This is a genomic window from Hyphomicrobium sp. 01T421, from assembly GCF_056398805.1.
Map to the genome: position 1 here is coordinate 833,903 of NZ_JBFTQC010000001.1, position 22,347 is coordinate 856,249.

Sequence of the window (22,347 nt, forward strand, 5' to 3'; positions counted from 1 at the left end):
CGAAAAGATGTTCCACACAAAAACGATCAACTGATGCCGCAACGTCATTGCGAAACACCCGCCAAGGTGGTAGTCCGAACGGATCATCAATACGCAGCAAAATATCGAAACTGTTGGCCTTCACCCGGGCTGCGGAAGCAATGGCGAACGCACCGCGCGTCGAGCAGACGAGGGCCGATCGCTTCTCATTGTGGTGTCGACCCTCGCGGCAGAAGGCACGCCACGAATGGGCCTCGTCCTATGCCGGCATTGGCTGTCGTGGGGAATGCGTCCGGTCGTCGTCGTCCTGCACGCTGAACCGGCAGATCTCGCACCGGATTTCGCTGCCCTCGGCATTGATTGCATCACACTGGACATTCCGCCAACGGGTCGCACACGATATTTTGTTCTCGCCGCCCGCGTGTTTGCACTGGCTCGCAAGCACCGCGCGATAGGTCTTCTCTCGATGCCCTTCGGATGGCACGCCTTCATCGCATTGGGAGCGCGGTTAGGCGGAGTTCGGTACGTCGTCGCGCACGTCGGCAATTATCCGAACATCGCTAACCGCTTTGCCTTTGCAAAGTTCAAGATCCTGGTCCAGCTGGGCCGGCCTCTCACCGATCGGCTCGTTTGCTGCAGCCGCTATGTCCAACAGGGCGCGACGAAACACTTCGGCGTTCGAGAAAGTGAAACGGCCGTGGTCTACAACGGCGTCCCGGTCGAGGCTTTCGCTACAGGTGCAGCACGAGGGCCAAGCGACCCGGCCAAGCCGTTCACGATCGGCATGGTGGCTCGGCTGGAAAAGCATAAGGATCAAGCGACGCTGATCCGTGCAGCAAGAATACTGAAGAACCGCGGCCGCAACGTGCAGGTCAAGATCGTCGGCGACGGAAGTCAACGGCGCGTGCTCGAGCAAATGATAGAGACCGAAAACCTCACCGACATAGTGAGCCTTCTTGGCGCGCGCCGCGATGTGCCCGCGATCATCGGAGGTCTCGATCTCTTCGCGTTTTCGACAACGCCCGACGAAGGCTTTGGCATAGCGCTCGCAGAAGCCATGATCGGGCGCGTGCCGATCGTTGCGAGCGACGTCGGCGCATGCCGCGAAGTGCTCGACGACGGTAGCCTCGGGCTGCTTGTCACGCCCGCCGATCCGGTTGCCCTCGCCGATGCAATCGACGCAGTGCGCGCCGATCCTCAAGCGGCGAACATACGCGCAATTCGTGCGCGCGAAAAAGCCCTGAGGCAATTTTCCGGGCAAGAGATGGCGCGCGCATACAGCGAATTCTTGGGCGTCTCGCCAGTCGAAAGATCCGCACCATCCGCGCTTATCGGGCAAACGGCGTGACGGCGCGCCCGCATCTCACGCATGTCGTACAGGGATTGGGTGCAGGTGGCACCGAGATGACATGCTTGCGCTTGGCGCAGCATTGGCAATCTCGATTTCGTCAGCACATCGTTGCATTGGGTCCGGACACGCGCGCGTTGGAGCAGGCATTTCGTCAGCTTGCAAATAGCGAGCTTACAGTCGCAGCCGAAAGACCGCTGAACCATATCGCGATGTGGCGGCGGCTACGACATGTCGTGAGAGACAAATCGCCGGACGCGCTCATCATCCATGTCTTCGGCATTCCGCATTTGGTCGCCGCGTCGGCGGCAAGAAGCGTCGGTGTGAGGTTGCTCGCGGTGAAGGCCGGAAATCCGCCCCCGTTGCAAAAGGCGCTGCGCCGCAGATGGGCAGCCGTGGCGTTGGGCTCGCAATTGCTTCGCTGTCCGATCGCGTCCTGCTCTGTAGTCGTCGATGAGGAGCTCAGAAAGCTCAGGGTCGGCATGCCGAAGAATTCACGAGCGCTTCCGAACGGCATCGACATCGTTTCGCTCGCCGCGAGAGCCTCGCGTTCGCGGCAAGCGCGGTCAGATCACACGCCGGTTATTGGCATGGTCGCGCGGCTGGACGCGATCAAGGATCACGACACGCTCTTGCAGGCATTTGGCCTCGTCCGCTCACGAATTCCGGATTGCCGCCTTTGGATCATCGGAGATGGCGCACTGAGAGGCACGCTCGAAACGAAGTCACGCGCCTATGGGATCGCGGATTGGACGAAGTTCCTCGGCGATTGCGCCAATATTCCCGAACTGTTGGGGAAAATGGACGTCTACGCCTTCAGTACGACACGCGATGAGGGCTTCGGCATCGCGCTCGTTGAGGCGATGGCGGCAGGAGTTGCCGTCGTGGCATCCGACGTGCCTGCATGCCGTGAAGTTCTGGGCGACGGCGAAGGCGGAATTCTGGTTCCTCCCGGAAATGCGGGCGCACTTGCTTGGGCAATCGTTCAATTCCTGCAGAACCCTGCCTTGCGCGCGAATAAAATAGCAAGCGCCGCAGCGCGCGTTGAGCGCGAATACACAATCGCAAAATGCGCTATGCGTTGGGAAGCTCTGCTGTTTCCAAATGCCGAACCCGCCCGTGTCCCGGATCTCCAATGCGCATTCTGACGTGCCTCGGCGATGCAACGTCGATCGATACGTGGAGCAATACGCCATTCTTCCTATTGGAAGCCGGAAAAAGCGCCGGTTTCCTCGATGATGGCTGGCGTTTGGATACGAGCGTGCTTCGTTATCATCGCCTGGCGTGGAATGCGGCTAGAACGATGCAACGACTTGAGATGGGCGGCTTTCAGTACAGCCCGTCTTTTCTCCGCCGCCTCATGGCGCAGGTCGAACCGATAGATCCTTTCGCCGAAATCATAAGTCATTTTCCGCTCTTCCCGCCAATCGAGAGCGGGCTGTGCAGAATGAGCTACTACATCGACGCGACGCTCACTCAGAACTTCCGCGATTACGGCTTGGCCGGACGAGGTGGCGTGGGAAAGTCGATGGTGGCTGACGCCATAGCGCGAGAGCGCGACCAATACGAAGCGGCGGAGCGCGTCGTATGCATGAGCGCCTGGGCCGCGCGTTCGGTGGTCGAGCATTATCGAATTCCGCGCCGCAAAGTCTACGTCGTATCGCCGGGAGCGAATTTGAAATTGGATCGTGACGGTTCATTCGCTCCAAGTTTTGCCGGACCGCTTTTCCCAGTCAGATTGGGATTTTTGGGTAAAGATTGGAAACGCAAGAATCTTCAGTTCGTGCTGGAAATCGCGGACGTTCTGCATGCACGGCGCATCCCTGTTGAAGTCGTGGCCGCCGGCTTCGATCCAAATTCTGGCCCGCGGCATCACCTCATGAAAGCCATGGGCTTCATCGACAAGCGCCACGACATGAAAAACATCGCGCGGCTCATCCGCTCCTGCCATTTCACATGCCTCTTCTCCAACGCCGAAGCGCTCGGCATCTCCAATCGAGAAAGCTTGCAGCTCGGAGTGCCGGTTCTCGCGCGAGACGTCGGAGGAATTCCCGATTCGATACCGGAAGGATGCGGCTATCTTTTCGATCGCGCCGCACCTGCGGGCGATGTCGCAGACACGATCCAATCGTACGTCCAAGATCCCGATCGATATTGGGCGCTGCGCGAGGCCGTCGCCGGGAGAAGCCAGGAATTCACCTGGGCCGCCGCCGTCCAGAAATTGCAGGCAATCTGGTCCGGCTCGGATCGGCACGCATATGCGAGGATGAAGTCTTATGCATGATCAGGCGTCCTTGCGTTTTGCGGTGCTGCAACCTGGCGCGCGCCTGCACTATGCGCTGCCTGCTGTTTTGCAACGCGCCGGAATGCTTCAGCGTTTGTATACGGACTTTGCCAACGTCGGCCCTTTGCGCCACCTTGAGAAGCTCTTGCCGCGCTCACTGCAGCCGGCGCCGGTCCGTCGCATGCTCGGCAGAAAAGTCCCGGCGGAAATACCGCGCTCGAAAGTAAGGGAAGTTCGCACCGATATCGTTCGCGAGCGCGTGGTGAGATTACTCTCGAACGGCGCCTCGAATAGCGCTGCGTCGATGCTCTCCGTCGCGCGCAAGGAGCGCTTCGGTGGCGCGAACGCCATCTATACCGTTCTCGTGAACGAAGATATCGAAGCCTGCCGCGAGGCGAAGGACGGCGGTTGCACAATCGTGCATGAGGCGATGCTTGGTCCTGACGTCGGCCTCTGGCTGGAGGAAGAACATAAGCGATTTCCCGGCCGCCTACATGGCGCATTCTCGGTTGACCGGGTACACGCGGGACGCGAACGAGACCGGACGAAATATCGGCTTGCGGATCTGATAATTGCGCCGTCGGACTTTGTGAAAAGGGCGGTTGTCGATCTGGGTGCCGATGTTTCACGGGTGGCCGTCGTTCCATATGGCATCGACGAAAGTTGGCGTGATGCCGATCCGCATCCAGTACGAGGACGCGCGTTGTTCGTCGGAAGCGTCGGGCTTCGTAAGGGCAGCCACTATCTCGCAGAAGCCACTCGCTTGCTGGCGCAAAGAAGCGTTTCCTGCGATGTGCGTGTCGTCGGCCCGGTCGATCGTCGCATCTTGCGCGATCCCTTGTTCTTTGGTCCGGACTATGTCGGTCAAATTCCCCGAACCAAGGTGAGGGAGGAATTCGCCACCGCGGATGTCTTTGTGTTGCCGACGCTATGCGAGGGCTCCGCGTTGGTCCATCTCGAAGCGATGGCATGTGGCGTGCCTGTCGTCACAACACCGAATTGCGGTTCTGTCGTCCGCGATGGCGTCGACGGCATCGTCGTTCCGATACGGTCCGCAACCGCCATTGCCGACGCAATCGAACGCATCGTGACCGATCGCAAGTTGCGCGAATCCATGTCGCGCAATGCCAGGGAACGTGCCGCCGAGTTCACATTAGAGCGGTATGGCGACAGGCTCGTTTCGGCGCTTTGCAAATTGCAGCCAATTAATTAGGCCGCGAGAAACAATGCGAGCAACCGCCTTGTTCAAGCCCTGCCTTCCGTAATCGCGTGTATTACGCACTCTTAGGCTTGTCGGCCGCCGCCGGCGCATTCGCGATATTCCGCGATTGGACGCGCTGGCGTGACGTCTTCCATCCGACGATATTCTGCGTGCCGCAGTTGTTGTTCCTCTACGTCGCGATGCCGCTCTTCGGACTTGCGACAGACGAGTTCGAATTCGTATCGCGCGCCGGCTATTGGGATCTACTGATCGAGTTCCAATTGATCGCCGCCGTCATGAGCATGGCATTGGTCGGCGGAATATGGTTTGGCGCGCGCTATACCGGCGGCGTCTCGATCTCGATCGGGGAGCGGGACGCGAAGGCCATATTCGCCGTGGCGGCTTTTATCGGGGCATTGGGATCGGTGGCTTGGATCGCCGGTATCATTAATGTCGGCGGATTCGGTGCCGCCTATGGACGGGCGTACGGCGGTGGATGGGACGATAGCGGCTACGTTCGTGAAGCAGCTCAGCTCGGGTTCGTGGCCGCACCTTTGCTCGTCCTGTCGCGCCGCAAGGGTGGAATGAGAACACAAGACTGGATACTCGTGTTCGTCTTTCTTCTTCCTCTGCTTGTCCAAGGGCTTTTGGGTGCTCGACGAGGGCCGACATTTCTCGCGATAACGGGGCTGACGGCAAGTTATGTTCTCGCGTTTCGCCCGCGCATACCTTTTCTGCTTGCGTCGACGGCAGCGCTCGCAATCGGCATATTGATGTTATGGCTCGTCGCCAATCGCGGCGCGATTTATCTGGGATCTGACAAGCCGCTCGACAGTCCAGCATCTGAGATGCTCGAAAACTGGTCGGGCAACGAGTATCTCTTTTCTTCCGGCATCGTCAGATACGTCGGCGAAGTGGGCGAGCCATTCTACGGCAAGCGCATTTTCGCGCACATGGCGGGCCGGATCGTTCCGTCAGCCATTTGGCCAACCAAGTACTCCGACATCGTCGCAGCGTTGGGGCTCGACATCGACTTGACGCAGCAGGCCGGCATTCCGGTAGACAGCATCGCGACCATCACCGGCTGGAGAGTCGCAAACGGCGCGGCTCCGGGCCTAGTTGGCGACTTTTGGATGGAATTCGGAATGCTCGCGCCTCTCGCGGCGTTCGCCATCGGATGGCTCTACGGCAAGCTCTGGCGCGCGAGCCGAGCCGACCAGAGACTGCAGCCGGTGTACGCAGTACTGGCCGCGCTTTCGATATATATACTGACGCAGACCATCGAAGCATGGCTGTTCAGGGCTTTGCTGTTTGGCTTGCCGGCGATGCTACTTCTGAAAATGTTGGCGCGCCGCCCAAGCGCAACGCCGGCGCAGATCTGGCACGCGCATCCGCTCACGCGAACGCGTCAGGCGCGGCAGTGAGAATAGCGCTGCTGTTTCGGAGCTACGGGCCGTATCACATCGCGCGCCTAAGGGCTCTCCGGCTATGCCATCCGGTTGTCGCGCTGGAGCATTCCAGTAACGATCCTGATTACAATTGGGACGCGATTGAGCAAAAGCACGAAGCGCGCGTTGTCTCGCTGTCCAAAGGTGAAGGCAAGAGCAAGACCGGTTCATCTTTCATGGCCAGTCTTGCGGACGAACTTGTCCGGTTCTCGGCGGACGTCATCGCTATTCCCGGATATTCCGAGCCGTTTGCTTTGGCGGCACTCCGCGTGAGCCACGCGCTTGGAATACCGGCCGTCCTGATGAGCGACACGCATGCGGGGAGCGTTAGCGGAAGCCTCAGTCGTGAAATATTGAAGAGGCAGCTTCTGCCTCTCTATCAGTCGGCTCTCGTCGCAGGGTCACCGCACGCGGAATATCTGGCGTCGCTCGGCTTCCCAGAAAACAAAATCGAAACCGGCTTTGATGTCGTGGACAACCGGCATTTTGCGAACGCCATTAGCGGCAGCGCGAACAACGCGTCGACCCGATGCGACCTCCCGCAGTCTTACTTCTTTTGCAGCGCCCGATTCATCAGCAAAAAGAACTTGCTCGGCCTGTTGGAGGCATTCGCGCTTTATCGCCGCGAGCAAGGGGAAGGTGCGTGGGACCTCGTCCTGGCCGGCGACGGTCCGCTGCGCGACACCATCACCCGCCGCGCGGCCGAGCTTTCTGTTGCATCCGGCGTCTATTTCTTAGGTCACCGCAGCTACGCAGACCTGCCCGCCGCTTATGCCAGAGCTGGCGCATTCGTCCTTCCGAGCACCGTCGACGAATGGGGGCTCGTTGTGAACGAGGCCATGGCGGCCGGACTCCCGGTGCTTGTTTCGAAAGGCGCAGGATGCCATCGCGATCTCGTGGAAAACGGCGTGAACGGCTTCGTCTTCGATCCGATGAATGTCGCCGAGCTCTCGAGACTAATGGGAGTTATCGCGACGTCCGCCAGACGGAAGGAAATGGGCGACGCGAGTCGGCGCGTCGTTGCCAATTGGGATCTCGACCGCTTCGCGACGGGGTTCGTCGTGGCCGCTGAGATCGCTAAGCGATCGCATTTTCGAAAGCGTTTCTGCATCAGCAGCGCGGTCGCCACCGCGCTTTCGCTTCGGGTTTGAAGCTCGCCGTAGTATGAAGGTGTTGCTCGTGACCAGCAGCCTTTCGCGATCGGGCGGCGGAGTGGCGACCGCTGTCCAAGCCCTTTCGCGAAGCCTGTTGGCGACGAATGCAGACGTAAACGTCGTCGGCTTGCGAGACAGTGGCTGGGAGAGCGACACGGAGGAATGGCAAGGCATTCCCGCTTCACTGCTTCGCGTGCTCGGTCCGTCAGCCATCGGATACGCGCCGGAAGCGCGCGGTTGTTTGGAGCGATCGGGGGCGGACATCGCCCACACGCACGGGATCTGGAAATATCCATCCCGCGCCGTCGCGAGATGGGGGGCGTCGACTGGCCGGCCGTATGTCGTGTCGCCTCATGGCATGCTGGACGCATGGGCGTTGAAGCATTCCGCCTGGAAGAAGAAAATCGCTGCGCGACTCTACGAGAACGCCCATCTTCGCCGCGCGGGTTGTTTTCACGCGCTCTGCGAAGCCGAAGCGCAAGCCATCCGCGAACTTGGATTTAGAAATCCTATCTGTGTCATCCCGAATGGTATCGCGCTGCCGTCGCTCGAAGATCGTAAACCGGCTCCTTGGCGAAACCTCATGCCCGAAGACCATCGCGTCATGCTCTTTCTCGGCCGATTGCATCCAAAGAAGAATATCGCAGCCCTCATCGATGCGTGGCCGTCCGATACGGCGAATGCAAATTGGCATCTCGCGATCGCCGGATGGGATGAGGGCGGCTATACAGAAGTTCTTCGCAAACTTGTAAAAGTGCGACATCTCGAAGACCGCATCCACTTCATCGGCCCAATGTTCGGCAGTGACAAGGACGCCGCCTTCCGCTCTGCCGATGCATTTGTGTTGTCATCACTCAGCGAAGGGTTGCCGATTGCGGTCCTCGAAGCGTGGTCGTATGGCCTCCCGGTGCTGCAAACCGAAGCGTGCAATCTGCCGGAGGGATTTCGCGAAAAGGCGGCGTTCCGGCTGTCGCCTGAACCAGATCGGATTGCTCGCGAGATTCGTGCCTTCATGGGAATGACGCCGGAGGCACAGCGAGAGATGGGGCGAAACGGCCGTCGGCTCACCGAGCGCAGCTTCTGTTGGAGTAGCGTCGCCRATCAGTTCCTCCAAGTTTACGCGTGGCTGCTTGACGGAGGAACACCGCCTTCATGCGTTCGCGTCTGATAGAGCGCGCGTGATGCGGCTTGACGCCTATGACAACCGCGGCTTTTCGCGGGGCAAACCGACTTGGTTCGAGGCGCTCTGGATATTCGCACAATGGGCTTTCTTGCGGTCTCAGATTCCGGGTTCGCCACAGCGGCGCCTGATCCTGCGCATGTTCGGCGCACGTATCGGAAGGGGCGTGACGATCAAGCCGGGTGTCCGCGTAAAGTTTCCATGGCGGCTGACGATCGGTGACCACTCCTGGATCGGCGAAGACGTGTGGATCGACAATCTCGCCGCCGTCGCGATAGGTTCGCATTGCTGCATATCGCAGGGGGCACATCTCTGCTCCGGAAATCACGATTGGACAGCCGTCACCTTTGATCTCCGCGCGGAGCCGATCCGCATCTGCGACAGCGTTTGGATCGGAGCACGCAGCGTCGTAGCTCCCGGCGTGACAATCGGGGAGGGCTGCATTCTTACATTGGGCAGCATCGCGACGCGAACGACGCCGCCTTGGAGCATCAACAGCGGAAACCCTGCGAAGCCGATCAAATCGCGTCCCCGTTCATCACCGGTGATGGCGTTACGCGAGGCCGCGCATACGTGATCGTCTCTCCCTCATTCAATTGTTGAGCCAACCTTGCGCATCATCTTCATCAATCGCTTTTTCTATCCGGACCATTCGGCGACCGGCCAGATGCTGACGGATTTGGCTTTCGGTCTCGCAGAGCGAGGCGAGGCGGTCTCCGTGATCGCAAGCCGGCTGCGTTACGACGAACCAGACGCGCAGCTGCCGTCGCGCGAAAAGCAAAGAGGCGTAGAGATCGAGCGGGTCTGGACATCGCGTTTCGGACGGGCAGGTCTTGCGCTTCGAATGTTCGATTATTTGACGTTTTACATCTCCGCGGCCTGGATGTTGGCGCGCATCGCGCGTCGGGGCGACATCGTCGTAGCGATGACGGATCCTCCGGCCCTGTCGATTTTGGTGTCGGTCATCGCCAGGGCCCGCGGTGCGATCTCCGTCAACTGGCTTCAGGATATTTTCCCCGAGGTCGCCGAAGCGCTTCAAGTCGCTGGAAGGCGCTCATCTCTGTTGTTCGCGCCGTTTCGTCTGCCGCGTAATCTCTCGTTGCGTCGCGCATCGATGAACGTCGCAATCGGCACGCGTATGGCCGAGCGCCTTAGAGAATTCGGTGTCAACGAAGAGCGTATTTCCGTCATTCCGAACTGGTCGGATATCGAAGCGATATGGCCAGTGCCTTCGAAGAAAAATCGATTGCGCGCCGAATGGGGCTTATCGGCAAAGTTCGTCGTTGGGTATTCGGGCAACCTTGGGCGCGCTCACGGCATTGAGACATTGCTCGACGCGATTGCCGCAACCGGTCAGGCTGGCGAAGAGGCGAAGATCTGCTGGCTGTTCATCGGCGGGGGCGCGTGCTTTGAACAGTTGAGACGCGAGACGGAACGGCAAGGCATCGCCAATGTTGTGTTCCGGCCCTATCAATCTCGCGAAAAGCTCGCGGAAAGCTTGTCGGTGGCCGACGTCCACATCGTCCTGCTGAAGCCCCAACTCGAAGGGCTTATCGTGCCGAGTAAGTTCTACGGCATCGCCGCGTCAGGGCGTCCGACAGTGTTTGTGGGAGCGGACGACGGAGAGGTTGCGCGGCTGATAAATCAATTCGGATGCGGCGCGACGATTGCCTCGGGCGATGGGCGCGGCCTCGCCGAGACGCTCGCCATTTTTGCAAACGATCCGGAGCGTTGCCGCGCCATGGGTGAGCGCGCGCGAGCGATGTGCGAGGCCAGCTTCGGCAAGAAACAAGCCATAGCCGCATGGAGCAAACTGCTCGAGAGCCTCCTAGACAACCGACAGCAAGTCGCCGGAAATCTTGACCCTGACCGGCCTGTTGAGGAAGTCCATCAATACGACGAGACGATCATTTTCCGCTAGGTCGATGATTTTTCCGACCAAGCCATCGAAGGCGCCGCGGCCCACGCGCACGCTTTCGCCGACCCGGGGAGATGATGCAGGACGCGCGATCACGCCATCTTTCTCGCGCGCCATCAGATCGGCGAGGAATTGATTGGGGAGGATGCAGGGCAAGTCGCGCGTGCATACGACCGATCTTACGCCGACCGTCGATAGGATGGGGCGCCAGCGGCTTTGCGTCGAAGCCAAGCACACAAACAGATAGCCGGGAAAGAGAGGTCGAAGCACGTCGCTCACGCGCCGGGCGTGCCGAATTTGCTTTCGGATCACCGGCGCATAAACGTCGTATCCCTGATTTCGAAGATTGAACTCCGCCGTTCGCTCGCGGTTCGGATGAGTGCTGACCGCAATCCAGATGGGATCGGAGCCGCGTTCGGAAACAAGGCAGTTCATGTGTCACCTCCGCAAATAGCACGAAAGAACTAGCACCACGGAGCGTTGCCGGGCCATATGCGGTGACCACTTATCCACAATTGCTCAAGATCTCGAACTTGCTGAAATGATCAATAAGAACTAGTCCATCACTGGCGCTGTCCACCGCCGCGACGCGCATCTCCGGAGCCGCTGAATGCACCGTTTCGTTTTGCTGTCAGTTGATGTTGCGTTGATTGCAATTTCGACCTTGATGGCAATTGCTCTGTGCAGCCCTCAGGCATCATCCGCCCTCGCGGGGACGTATCTCCCTTTCACGATCGCCGTTGCAGTCCCTGCGCTATTGATTTTCGGGTTGAATCGCACCGTTTGGCGGTTCACGTCGCTGAATGATTGTTTGCCGATCCTCGCCGTCTCCATTTGGATCGTGGCGCTGGCGATGGCGGCGGTTTTTTCGTTCGATGGCGTGCAGGCCATTCCCCTTTCATTGCCAGTGATGCACGGGCTGCTCATTCTATGCCTGCTCGTGGGAGTGCGGGCAGCGATGCGCCTGCGCCACGCGCTGAGGCGCCGCGCGCGGCTGGCGAGAGAACTCGTTCGCGATGGACGGCAGAGCGTTCTGCTCGTCGGTCTGAGCCCGGTCGCCGATCTTTTCCTGCGTTGCGCCGCGGAGAATGCACACGAGCGTATCCACGTCGCCGGCATTTTATCCGACGCCGAGCGGCACCACGGCCGATTGTTGCACTCATGCAGGATCCTCGGTCGCCCCGAAGCCGTAGAAGACGTATTTCACGACCTCTCGGTTCACGGCGTCCGCATCGACAGCATCGTGCTTGCAACGTCGTTGGATCAGCTGTCTGCGGCCTCGCAGAGGTCGTTGGCCCATTTGGAAAAGAGCCACGGCATTCGCGTGGACCATCTCACGGCGCAATATGGTTTGAGGGAGCTAACGTCCAATGTTGCGGCGGCTGTTGATGATGTTTCGACCGAGCAGGTCAACACACCGCTAGTGCCGGTCTCCGGCGGCGGCAACCTTGCGCCAAGTTCGTATTTGCGATGGAAGCGCCTGATCGACGCGACGCTGGCGGTGATAGGCATAATTTGCTTAGCGCCTTCGATGGTGGTCATCGGCATTATCGTGATGCTGGATGTCGGATATCCGCTGATATTCTGGCAGCAGCGGCCGGGGGCATTGGGGAAACCGATACGCATACTGAAGTTTCGCACGATGGGACGCGCGCGCGACCAGAACGGACGCGTGTTGACCGATGCGGAGCGTGTCTCGAAGATCGGAACTCTCCTTCGCCGCCTTCGGCTCGACGAGCTGCCCCAGGTCTACAATGTGCTGCTCGGACATATGTCGCTCGTGGGACCGCGACCGCTGTTGCCAGTCGACCAGCCCTCGTTTTCGGCGGCGCGTTTGCAGCTTCGGCCCGGGTTGACGGGCTGGGCGCAAATAAAAGGCGGCCGGCACCTCTCCATAGAGGACAAGGCCGCGCTGGACCTGTGGTACATCAGGAACGCGTCGTTCGCCCTCGATATGCTGATCCTCCTCAACACCGCCCGGACGATCCTTTTCGGCGAGCGGGTTGACCATCGGGCCATAGCTCAGGCGTGGCGCGACCTCAGGTCATAGCGGCTACCACTTTAGACGTGTGTCCAGCTCGGAACCCGTTGGCGCCGCGAGAAGTTTGAGCGGATCGGGGCACCGGAAGCTTCACCCGAAGCTTTACCAAGAATTGGGGCGCTGACGGACGGTTTTCTGAAACAATTGGACATATTTGAAGAAATGAGACAGATTATAGTCGCTTTTCTACATCGTGATGTTCACGACGCCGGTACTTCGGCGGATGCTGCCATTCCTTCTGCGAACGTCCGTTTCCAGTTGCGCCCCGTATTAATCGAGGCGTCCGGGTTTGTGTTGTGTGGAGTTTGAGTATGCTGCGACCAGGATCCGGTGACGCCGGCAGCAAAATCCTCGTTCGAAAAGCGCCTGGGCGCCACCGCGAGGCGGGCAAGGTTCGCAGCCTCGTACGCGACGAACTCCTTTTTGAAACAGGCGATCTCAAGACGAACGTTTATCGCGTCGAAGCCGGTGCGCTTTGTATCTCTTGCACCCGCCGTGACGGGACGATGGAGATCGTCGAATACGCGCTCGCCGGAGATCTCGTGGGTATCGGCTTTTTGGAGCGGCATGCCTGCAGCGCGCGCGCTTCTGTGAAAACCGTCGTCCGCTGCTTTCGTCTCGATGCAACTGACAATCTGATCGCCAGCGACGCTCATAACAAGGCGAGATTCGACGAGGCCGTGGAGCGCGAGTTCGTGTTTCGCCGCGAAAGCTTGGCGAGATCCTCACGCGATCAGCCGATGGTACGCCTCGCAGCATTTCTGACGGCCGTCTCCCAACGCAGCAAAGCCGAAGGTGCCGATCCGACATTCATCGACGATACGGTGAACTGCGGTGTCATCGCCGATTTCCTCGGCCTCGACATCGAGGCGTTGACGGTCGCGCTTACTGAGCTCGAAGCGCGCGGACTGATCGAAGCGGCTCCCCTCCATGGGCTGCGCTTGAAAGATCTGAACGCGCTCGAAGCGGTTGCCGACGGGCAAGGGATGACGTCCGGCTCGCCGGTGTTGGATGACGTATTGCGGGCAGCACTTCAATAATAAGATCGCCCTCGCGGCTCCCTCCCTGCACGGTCGGAATAGAAAAAGCCGTTCACGCTCCTCCAGACGAGGGCCGAGTTCCCCGGCACCAAAATTTCGGCATCTACAATCTGACAGAATTGCCCCACCGCCGCTCCGGGCGGGGAAAACGGCGAGCGCGAGAGGATCGCGGAATGCCGTACATTGGACACTGAATCTTCGCCCGGGTTACGCTTGGCCCGCTTCCCGGGGGACTATGCATGGATGTGTTGGCACTTCTTGGTTTGAAGAGACGTCCCATCCCGATCATCGTGCGTCCGAGGGCACGGCTCGGCAATAAGATGCTCCAGTATATGTTCTGCACGGCCCGGGCTCGCCGGATACTGGGCGCTGCGGTATTCAATGGAAGCATGGCGGAATGGTCCATACCGGCCGGTTATCCAGCCGTGCCTCGGGACCGTACTCTCAGGGTCGAAGGCGGTCATGAATTCGACATTGACGCAATCGTGCGCGAATTCCACGAGGGCGGATACCAGGCCATAGAATGGTCCGGCTTCGCCTTTCGGATCGGGTATTACGATAGAGAGTGGGTTCAACCGCTCTTTGAAGCAAAATAAGCGCGCCGCGCTATGGAGACGATACGCTCGTCATTCACATTCGCGCAGAAGACATCCTCGACGGAAGCCACAAGAATTATTGGCCTCTGCATTTTGCCTATTTCGACAAGCTGATCGAAGAGACGGGGCTGTGGCCAGTATTCATCGGCCAGACGCACGACAACAACGAATATTGCCGCAGGCTTCGCTCGCACTATCCGGAGGCGGTATTCTCACCGCGCGCGTCACCTGTTTTTGATTTCGAAATTCTGAGGCGCGCAACGCACATCGCCACATCGGTAAGCTCGTTTGCGTGGCTTGGGTGCTGGCTCTCATCGGCAAAGACCATCTATCTTCCGGTGGCCGGGCTCGCTGACCCCCGCCAACGCCCCGACATGGATGTCCTGCCTATCGGAGATCAACGCTACAAGTTCCATCTGTTCGACCTCGGCACTTGGCATGCATCCGCCGATCAGTTCGCCTATCTATACGATGGCGACGGCCGCTTCGAACCTATTACGCATGATCAGGCCGCGCTGCTGAGAAAGTCGCGCGCCGTCGCTTGAGTGACCGCGAGCTGCCGCTGGCGCAGGAAATTGTCCCGCATCCAAGCGAGAACATCGAGCGACCTTTTGACCGCTACGATTGCCATCAAGTGGACGCTTCCCGCACTTCAGTCTTGACGGCGGGAGGTGAATACACGAGTCCCTTCGCCTCTCGCCAAGATGGAGAATAGAAAAACCATGAGCGATCACTCGTTTGCCGCGATGAACAAACAGCTATCGCTCTCGCGCCGTATGTTTCTCGGAAGTTCGCTCGCAGCCGCAACTCTACCCGCGGTCGCCCGAGCACAAGACGCAGCGCCTATTGGAAATCTCCAGCCTCGCCAGCTTCCGGCTCGCAGCTTGCCGGTGCCGACGACAGTCAGCAAGGAGCTGCAAGCCGTCATCGCCGCTCCATATGCGCCCGAATGGAACGCACTCCCCGAGGATTCCGCAGCCTGGAAAGATCTTGCTGCCAAGAGCGCGGAAAGCGCGGCCCCGGCAGTGGCCGCAATTCGCGAACATTTCGGCCTGACGGTCGAGAAGACAATGATGGCCGGCGTCCCTGTCTTCGTCATCACGCCGAAAGAGATCGCGCCGCAGAACCGCGACCGGCTTCTCGTCCACGTTCACGGCGGCGGCTACGTCCTCTTTCCGGGCGAAGCCGGAGCCGGTGAAGGCATGATGATGGCGGGCCACGGCAAATTCAAAGTCGTCTCGATCGATTACCGGATGGCGCCAGATTTTCCATATCCCGCGGCGCTTGATGACGTGATGGCCGTGTGGCGCGTTTTGATGGCCGCCTACGATCCTCGCAAGATGGCGATCTTCGGAACCTCAGCCGGTGGAGCGCTGACTTTGTGCGCGACGCTCCGGGCAAAGGCGGAAGGGCTTGCGCTTCCGGGTGCCATCGCACCCGGCAGTCCTCTAGCTGATCTCACGTGGTCGGGAGATACGATTATGGCCAACGGGTTTGTCGATAACGCCTTGGTCTCGCGGCGGAGCTGGGCAACCTCGGCAAGCGCCCTCTATGCGGGGCAGCGGGATCCGCGCGATCCTATGGTGTCGCCGATCTTCGGGGACTTTAGTGACTTCCCGCCCGCGATCCTGACGTCGGGAACGCGTGACTTGTTGCTGAGCGATACGGTGCGCACGCATCGAAAGCTTCGCCAAGCCGGCGTCGTCGCTGAGCTGCAGGTTTTTGAAGGCCAGAGCCACGCCCAATATCTGACCCCGTCATTGCCCGAGTCGGAAGAGGCGTTCGCCGAAATTGCGAAATTCTTCGAAGCTCATCTCGCCTCTTGATATTCGGGCGAAGTCACAAAAGAGATTGTGGTCGGTTGAAATAAAACCGTCACGGTTCGCAATCGCCGATATCGCCCTCATGCCATAAATGAGCATATATATCGGGTGTTTTCAATGCACGCAATTTTAAACATAATGGATTCAAATACGATCCTGCCGCTGCTGCGACAATCGCAAATTAATCGCCAAGCGAGGATCATATCCAATGTCATACATGCGCATTGTGCTTGCAATTGTCCTGACAGGACTTGCATTCCCCGTCGAGGGGATTTCCGCTTTCGCTGAAGCCGCCATGCCGTCGCAATCCGATGCCGCGTTTGCGCGTGAGCGCAACGCCGAGATCGACGCTTCGGTTGCTCGCGTCGAAGCTCTGCAGGCTGCAGAATTCGAACGCGCCCAGAACGCCGAAATGGAAAAGGCGTTCGCTGCATACGCCGAGGCAAAGTTCGAGCGCGAACGCAACGACGAGATCAACGCATCCCTGGCCGCTGTTGCAAACCTGCGCACACGCGAAGCGCAAGACGTCGCGGAAGCCGAATTCGAACGTCAGCAAAACGCCGAAGCTGACGCCTCAATAGCTCGCGTCGCCGCTATTCGGGAAGCCGAATTCGAAATGGCCCGTAATCGTGAAATAGACGCCGCTATGGCCGTCTACCAGGACGCCAAATTCGCGGACGAACGCAATGCTGAGATTGCAGCCTCAGTGGCCGCAGTCGAGACGGCGCGCCGGGAAGCGGAATTCGCCGCCGCGCGAAACGCCGAAATCGAAGTCTCGCTGTCCGAGGTCAAGTCTCGCCAGAGTTCCATCGTGACCGGTAGCATCGCGCGATAATAACTGGCTTGCGCAACGCATCGTCGGGCCCCCTCGGATCTAGCGCGGGCCCGATTGTACGAGATCTCAAATCCCCATCATCGTCATGATGCGTTCAACCGCGAGCGTCGGAAGAAGCGTGCCGTTGCGAACGGATTGTTCGATTTTCGGAAGCTCCGCCGCGACGCTCGGATTGGCTCTCAGCGCACTCATGAGCCGGTCTTCGAGCATATCGCGCATCCAGGACACGGCCTGAGATTGCCGGCGCGTTTCGAATTCGCCAGTCGCCGTCATCCTCTTCCGGTGGTCGAGAACCTTTGTCCAAAGCTCCGTGAGCCCGCGGTTATCCCGTCCCGACATTGTCAGCACAGGCGGAAACCACGTCGCGCCATGCGGCGTGAAAATCTGCAGCGCGTTTTTGTATTCGGCAGCCGCGCTTTCTGCGCGCCTGATGTTGTCGCCATCCGCCTTGTTGATGGCGATCATGTCGGCAAGCTCGATGATGCCTTTCTTGATGCCTTGCAAGTCGTCGCCGCCGCCCGAAAGCAGAAGCACCAGAAAGAAATCGACCATATCGGCGACGGCAACTTCGGACTGACCGACGCCCACCGTCTCGACGATGACGACATCGAAGCCTGCCGCTTCGACCAGCGCCATGGTCTCGCGCGTGCGCCGCGTCACACCGCCGAGCGTGCCGGACGACGGCGACGGCCGGATGAACGCATTCTTCTCCTGCGCCAGCGAACTCATGCGTGTCTTGTCGCCGAGGATCGAGCCCCCGGAGCGTTTGGAAGTCGGATCGATGGCGAGAACGGCGACCAGATGCCCTTCGGCGAGCAGGTTCATCCCGAGCTGATCGATTGTCGTCGACTTGCCGACGCCGGGAACGCCGGTGATGCCGAGCCGCACGGCCTTGCCGGTTTTGGGCAGCAGCTCCTGTAGCACCTGTTGGGCGAGGCGGCCGTGGTCCGGGTTCGAGCTTTCCACAAGCGTGATGGCGCGAGCGAGAAGCGCCCGGTCGCCGTTGGCGATCCCGGAGACATAGTCGGCGACGGAAATTTTGTGGGCTGGGAGGGCTGTAACGGCCATGGCTGCGAAGCTGAATCCTGTTCGTTCATCGGCGGAGACGATGGGCAGGAAAGACGCTTTCCCGCAAGCCGGGAATTCGACGCTCTTCCCCGTCACAATCTCATGCCATAGAGCCGGTTGCTTGGCGGCCCTAAGCTGCCTAGCTTGTGGCCGGGCCGCGTCCTAGGGGAGGGTAGCGTGATTTGGGTTGCTGAAGGCTGGCGTAGACCAGTTCGCCGGACGGGACTGGGGCTGACGATACTCGCAGCCTGCGGATTGCTCGCAGCCTGTAGCGAAGCTCCGAAAGTCGGCAAGACCGTCCAAGACCAGCGGGGTCAAATCGAGGAAACATTACCACCATCCTCGCCAAAGCAAGCCACCGCACCCGAATGGCCGGAAGCGGCGCCCCCTCCCGCAGCGGAGCAGCAAAGCGAAGGCGCGAGAAGAGAGGACGTCGAGCCGCAAAAGCATTCCTACAAAAAGAAGAAGGCGGCGCGTCCCCCCGGCGCGGAATCATCGCCCGAGGAACCCTCAGCCTCCGATTCGGATGAGCCTTCTGACATCGCCGGTGGCGGCGCGGCTTCGCCTCCGGCGGAAGAGCCCAAAGACGCGGAAGCCCCGGCTCCCCCGCCCCCGGAGGTCGAGCCCAAAGCGGTCGGCGCTGCTCCGCCTCCGCCGCCCGAACCCTCGGAGCCGTCCGGTGGTGCCGCGCCGCCCGAACCTCCAGCGGCTTCCGCTGAAGCACCGGCCCCTGAGCCCTACGAGAATTATGCGCGGCGGCCCGCGCCTTCGGCTGCCATGCCGGCTCCGCCGCCTCCGCCCGCTCCGGCTCCGGTCCTGCAGCCGCCCGTCGCGCCGACGGCCGCAGCGCGCGCGGCTATCGAGAGCGATCCTTCGAAGAAGTTCAAAGTCGTTCCCGTTTTTTATGGAACCGATCGCGCCATCGAGCCTGATCCGGCCCGCCTGCAATTCGGATCGGAGCGGGGTCACAAACTGCAGTTGGGGCGCGCGCTTATCTCAGTGCCTCTCAGCCATAAGGTGCCCCACATCGAGCGGCCGACGGTCTACGAGATCCCGTATTTCAAATACAAGATTTACGAAGAGAAAGAGGATCCGAACAAGCATTTCACGCTGCAGGAAATCAAGAGCCTGAGCGAAGAGCAGATGCTCGTGCTCGTCAAAGAGCAGCTCGCGAAATCCTCCACCTTCAAGGATCACGCGTTCGTCTTCGTGCACGGCTTCAATACGTCCTTCGACTGCGCCCTCTTTCGAACCGCGCAGATCTCCTACGACCTCGGCTTCGACGGCGTGCCGTTCGTCTATAGTTGGCCGTCTGGCGGCAAGGTCGCGAGCTATACCTATGATCGCGGCAGCGTCGAACAGGCAGAGCCGAGGCTGGCTGAATTTCTGACGATGGTCATTCAGAAGAGCGGCGCGAAATCCATCAGCCTCATCGCGCATTCGATGGGTAACGAGCTGTTGCTGCGTGTGCTGGAAAGGCTGAAGCCCAAAATTCCAAGCGGTGTGGTGATCAGCCAAGTCATTCTCGCCGCGCCCGACGTCGACCGCGATAAGTTCAATATCATCGCCCGCGAGATTACGAGCTTCGCGAAGGGCGTAACGCTCTACGCCGCGTCCAACGATCGCGCGCTCGGTTATTCGGCGCGGTTCTGGGGAGGCGTCCCGCGCGCCGGCGATATTCCAAAAGAGGGACCGTTGATCATCCCGGGCGTCGACACCATCGACGTAACGGCAGTTTCGACGGACGCGCTCGGCCTCAACCACTCGGGCTATGCGGAAAATCCCGCCTTGCTTGATGACGTCAAGGCGCTGGTCGCATTCGGCATCCGCCCACCGGACAAACGCGTGAAAAGCATCTTGGCGGTGGAGTCGCCGGCGGGAACCTTCTGGCGATTTCAGGCGACCAATTGAGGTCCGCGTAACTGGGGCTCCCGCGACTGGCGCATCAGTAACGGACGGCCGGGTAACTCGGTAAAAACAAAGGGCTCAACCCTGTCGGCGTTTGCCGCCGATGGTGACCCTGTGCGATGGGCTATCGTCCCGTTCCGAGTGGTGTCTGCGCTCCGAAATCGTCATGCCGTAAAATAGCAGCGCTCCGAGAACTATGGGCGCCCCAATGACGGACAGCAGCAAAAGCAATTCGTTCAAATATTGGTCCACGGCCCAGATCTCCAGACCAGATCTCCGCACCCGGACGACAAAACCCGCCAGAAACCCCAAAAGTTCCTGTCGAAGCCCGGCGAAGACATCCGTGACGACCGGGAACGCTGGCTGCGCGGCAGCGGTTACGAGCCACAGGTCGAGCGACTATGACGACCATAGGAGAGATCGATATGAGAGCAATTTTAGCAATCATCGCAATGGGCTTTGCGTTGCCGGTGCTGGCTGCGGAGGTCCCGAGCCAGACCAAGGATTTCGTATCCAACGCGACCGTCGGCAATAAATTTGAAATCGACACAAGTCAGCTTGCGTTGAAATACGGAAAGTCACCCGAGGTGCAAAGCTTTGCGCATCAAATGATCACCGATCACACGAAGGCCGGTGAGGATCTGAAGAAGGCGCTTAACGAAGCCAAGATAGAACCGCCCGAGAATGCACTCGATATGGCGCACGAAGCTAAATACGCGAAGCTTCGCCTCTTCACGACCAACGACGGCTTCGATTCCTCTTACGCATACGATCAGCTGAAAGCTCACGAGGATGCGGTTGCTAAGTTCAAGGATTATGCCGCGAACGGACCGACGCCTGAGGTGAAGGCCTTTGCCGTCGCATTGTTGCCAACACTTGAGCATCATCTGGCGATGGCCAAAGATCTCAATGACAAGATGCGGTCACACAGCTAGCGGTGACGAGATTTTATAGAGCACCGAAAGTACAAAATTAAAAAGGCCCCGAAGTGGGAAGCTTCGGGGCCAAGACAATATCATCTAATGAATGTACGGGAGCGTACAATGGAAAAACCCTAAAACAACAGCTCCGATTCGGCAATCGCCGACGTCGATTTCAGCGCCGATACGCACGCGATTTAGCGGCTATTTGGGCCGGTTTTCCTAGATTTCAACATTCAACGTTCTTGCGCATATTCCGCGCGTGAAGCGTCGCGCGCAACGCGCTCAGCAACCTGCATGCTATCGATCCGATCTGCTCGTCTCGTAGGAAACACCAGGTGCGCGTCGCGAGCAAGCAGAGCCAGTTTCAAAGCCGGAAGCAATTTCGCCTGCTTGTGTGCCCGCTTGTGCGATTGAGTAAATGCCCGCTAGTACGTGGGAGGATCGCAATCATGAGATAGGCACGCCGTGAGTAAGCTCGACGACGTCGTCAAAGAAGTCGCTGACGAGATGCGGCGCATGCCCGAACGGGGAGAGGTCGCAACCTACATTCCCGAATTGGCGCGCATCGACCCCAAAGCTTTCGGCATCGCCGTTATCGACGCCGAAGGAAACGTCGCGGTGGGAGGCGACGCCGATACGCCGTTTTCAATTCAAAGCATCTCGAAGGTGTTCACGCTGACCCTTGCTTTGGGAAAGGTCGGCGACAGGCTTTGGAAGCGGGTCGGCCGCGAACCCTCGGGAAGCCCCTTCAACTCAATCGTCCAGCTCGAAAACGAGAAGGGCATTCCGCGAAACCCCTTTATCAACGCTGGCGCGATCGCGGTGACGGATTTGATCCTCTCCGGCCATTTGCCCCGTGAGGCGCTGGGCGAAATTCTGAGGTTCATGCAGTTCCTGGCCGACGATTCGACCATAACCATCGATCAGCAGGTGGCCGCCTCCGAGCAACGAACCGGCTTCCGCAACGCCGCGCTCGCCAACTACATGAAGTCTTTCGGGCATCTAGATAACCCCGTCGACTTCACGCTCGGGGTCTACTTCCACCACTGCGCCATCGCGATGTCTTGCAGACAATTGGCCATGGCGGGACGCTTTCTTGCACAATTTGGCAGCAATCCGTCTACGGGACATGCAGTTGTGCAGCCTGAGAGGGCGCGTCGGATTAACGCTCTCATGCTGACCTGCGGCCATTACGACGGATCGGGCGAATTTGCCTACCGCGTCGGCCTGCCGGGCAAGAGCGGAGTAGGCGGCGGTATCCTGGCAGTAGCGCCCGGCAAGGCCTCAATTGCCGTCTGGTCGCCCGGTTTGGATACGACAGGCAACTCGCGGCTGGGGCAGATCGCACTCGAGCATCTTACCCACCGGATGGGCTGGTCGATCTTCGGCGCATGAGGACTAGGGGACGGGCTGGCGCGACGCATTGCGCTTCGAAGAGCCCGAATTTTCTCGCGCGCAAGTTCTCGGTGCAGCCGCAATGACGAGAGAACCGCGAGCCCGGAAGTGTCCAGAATATAAACCGTTTTTGTAACCGGGCGGCAATCATCGCCCGCCGCGCGGGGAAGGGCCAAAAATGCCTTTCCCGCGATATAGATCAGTGT

20 protein-coding genes are annotated in these 22,347 nt (G+C 59.6%); 18 read left to right on the forward strand and 2 right to left on the reverse strand.

Annotated elements, in window-relative coordinates; genetic code table 11:
- The first annotated feature begins 226 nt into the window (after nucleotides 1-226).
- From AC1DK3_RS03855 to AC1DK3_RS03895, 9 genes are all read left to right on the forward strand, one after another.
- On the forward strand, nucleotides 227-1,327 hold the full coding sequence (locus AC1DK3_RS03855) for a glycosyltransferase family 4 protein (protein ID WP_477190962.1): 1,101 nt from the start codon (nucleotides 227-229) through the stop codon (nucleotides 1,325-1,327).
- Nucleotides 1,324-2,475, forward strand: coding sequence for a glycosyltransferase (locus tag AC1DK3_RS03860; RefSeq protein ID WP_477190963.1), 1,152 nt, complete (start codon nucleotides 1,324-1,326; stop codon nucleotides 2,473-2,475). The genes AC1DK3_RS03855 and AC1DK3_RS03860 overlap by 4 nt, the downstream gene beginning before the upstream one ends.
- Nucleotides 2,463-3,611, forward strand: coding sequence for a glycosyltransferase (locus AC1DK3_RS03865; protein WP_477190964.1), 1,149 nt, complete (start codon nucleotides 2,463-2,465; stop codon nucleotides 3,609-3,611). The genes AC1DK3_RS03860 and AC1DK3_RS03865 overlap by 13 nt, the downstream gene beginning before the upstream one ends.
- A complete protein-coding gene (locus AC1DK3_RS03870; RefSeq protein WP_477190965.1) occupies nucleotides 3,604-4,824 on the forward strand; it encodes a glycosyltransferase family 4 protein in 1,221 nt (406 codons plus the stop codon). Before AC1DK3_RS03865 ends, AC1DK3_RS03870 begins: the two co-directional genes overlap by 8 nt.
- Nucleotides 4,825-4,901: 77 nt before the next feature.
- Nucleotides 4,902-6,236 (forward strand): oligosaccharide repeat unit polymerase, encoded by a 1,335-nt coding sequence (locus tag AC1DK3_RS03875; RefSeq protein ID WP_477190966.1) that lies wholly within the window; start codon nucleotides 4,902-4,904, stop codon nucleotides 6,234-6,236.
- Nucleotides 6,233-7,411 carry a glycosyltransferase family 4 protein gene (locus tag AC1DK3_RS03880; RefSeq protein ID WP_477190967.1) on the forward strand — a complete coding sequence of 393 codons (1,179 nt, stop codon included), beginning with the start codon at nucleotides 6,233-6,235 and terminating at the stop codon, nucleotides 7,409-7,411. Before AC1DK3_RS03875 ends, AC1DK3_RS03880 begins: the two co-directional genes overlap by 4 nt.
- A 13-nt stretch (nucleotides 7,412-7,424) precedes the next feature.
- Nucleotides 7,425-8,582: a glycosyltransferase gene (locus AC1DK3_RS03885; protein WP_477190968.1), complete on the forward strand. Its 1,158-nt coding sequence runs from the start codon at nucleotides 7,425-7,427 to the stop codon at nucleotides 8,580-8,582.
- A gap of 13 nt (nucleotides 8,583-8,595) precedes the next feature.
- Complete coding sequence (locus AC1DK3_RS03890; protein ID WP_477192864.1) at nucleotides 8,596-9,171, forward strand: WcaF family extracellular polysaccharide biosynthesis acetyltransferase; 576 nt, start codon at nucleotides 8,596-8,598, stop codon at nucleotides 9,169-9,171.
- A 33-nt stretch (nucleotides 9,172-9,204) separates the two neighbouring features.
- A complete protein-coding gene (locus AC1DK3_RS03895; protein ID WP_477190969.1) occupies nucleotides 9,205-10,515 on the forward strand; it encodes a glycosyltransferase family 4 protein in 1,311 nt (436 codons plus the stop codon).
- Here AC1DK3_RS03895 and nusG read toward each other — a convergent pair.
- Entirely contained in the window at nucleotides 10,423-10,947 is a 525-nt protein-coding gene (nusG, locus tag AC1DK3_RS03900) for a transcription termination/antitermination protein NusG (protein WP_477190970.1), read from the reverse strand. The genes AC1DK3_RS03895 and nusG overlap by 93 nt on opposite strands.
- A gap of 175 nt (nucleotides 10,948-11,122) precedes the next feature.
- Between nusG and AC1DK3_RS03905 the strand changes: the two genes are divergently transcribed.
- The 6 genes from AC1DK3_RS03905 (at nucleotide 11,123) to AC1DK3_RS03930 (ending at nucleotide 16,847) form a co-directional block, all read left to right on the forward strand.
- Nucleotides 11,123-12,562: a sugar transferase gene (locus AC1DK3_RS03905; RefSeq protein ID WP_477190971.1), complete on the forward strand. Its 1,440-nt coding sequence runs from the start codon at nucleotides 11,123-11,125 to the stop codon at nucleotides 12,560-12,562.
- Between the two features lie 302 nt (nucleotides 12,563-12,864).
- Entirely contained in the window at nucleotides 12,865-13,593 is a 729-nt protein-coding gene (locus AC1DK3_RS03910) for a Crp/Fnr family transcriptional regulator (RefSeq protein ID WP_477190972.1), read from the forward strand.
- Between the two features lie 239 nt (nucleotides 13,594-13,832).
- Complete coding sequence (locus AC1DK3_RS03915; protein ID WP_477190973.1) at nucleotides 13,833-14,189, forward strand: hypothetical protein; 357 nt, start codon at nucleotides 13,833-13,835, stop codon at nucleotides 14,187-14,189.
- Between the two features lie 374 nt (nucleotides 14,190-14,563).
- A complete protein-coding gene (locus tag AC1DK3_RS03920) occupies nucleotides 14,564-14,734 on the forward strand; it encodes a hypothetical protein (RefSeq protein WP_477190974.1) in 171 nt (56 codons plus the stop codon).
- Nucleotides 14,735-14,911: 177 nt separating this feature from the next.
- Nucleotides 14,912-16,015: an alpha/beta hydrolase gene (locus AC1DK3_RS03925; RefSeq protein WP_477190975.1), complete on the forward strand. Its 1,104-nt coding sequence runs from the start codon at nucleotides 14,912-14,914 to the stop codon at nucleotides 16,013-16,015.
- Nucleotides 16,016-16,220: 205 nt separating this feature from the next.
- Nucleotides 16,221-16,847: a hypothetical protein gene (locus AC1DK3_RS03930; RefSeq protein WP_477190976.1), complete on the forward strand. Its 627-nt coding sequence runs from the start codon at nucleotides 16,221-16,223 to the stop codon at nucleotides 16,845-16,847.
- Nucleotides 16,848-16,913: 66 nt separating this feature from the next.
- Here AC1DK3_RS03930 and meaB read toward each other — a convergent pair whose 3' ends face one another.
- On the reverse strand, nucleotides 16,914-17,915 hold the full coding sequence (gene meaB / locus AC1DK3_RS03935) for a methylmalonyl Co-A mutase-associated GTPase MeaB (protein ID WP_477190977.1): 1,002 nt from the start codon (nucleotides 17,913-17,915) through the stop codon (nucleotides 16,914-16,916).
- A gap of 177 nt (nucleotides 17,916-18,092) precedes the next feature.
- Here meaB and AC1DK3_RS03940 point away from each other — a divergent pair, with 177 nt between their 5' ends.
- The 3 genes from AC1DK3_RS03940 to AC1DK3_RS03950 all read left to right on the forward strand — a co-directional run bounded on the left by AC1DK3_RS03940 (nucleotide 18,093) and on the right by AC1DK3_RS03950 (nucleotide 22,141).
- Entirely contained in the window at nucleotides 18,093-19,826 is a 1,734-nt protein-coding gene (locus tag AC1DK3_RS03940; RefSeq protein ID WP_477190978.1) for an alpha/beta hydrolase, read from the forward strand.
- Between the two features lie 422 nt (nucleotides 19,827-20,248).
- Nucleotides 20,249-20,758 carry a DUF4142 domain-containing protein gene (locus AC1DK3_RS03945; protein WP_477190979.1) on the forward strand — a complete coding sequence of 170 codons (510 nt, stop codon included), beginning with the start codon at nucleotides 20,249-20,251 and terminating at the stop codon, nucleotides 20,756-20,758.
- A 495-nt stretch (nucleotides 20,759-21,253) separates the two neighbouring features.
- A complete protein-coding gene (locus AC1DK3_RS03950) occupies nucleotides 21,254-22,141 on the forward strand; it encodes a glutaminase (RefSeq protein ID WP_477192865.1) in 888 nt (295 codons plus the stop codon).
- Nucleotides 22,142-22,347 lie beyond the last annotated feature (206 nt).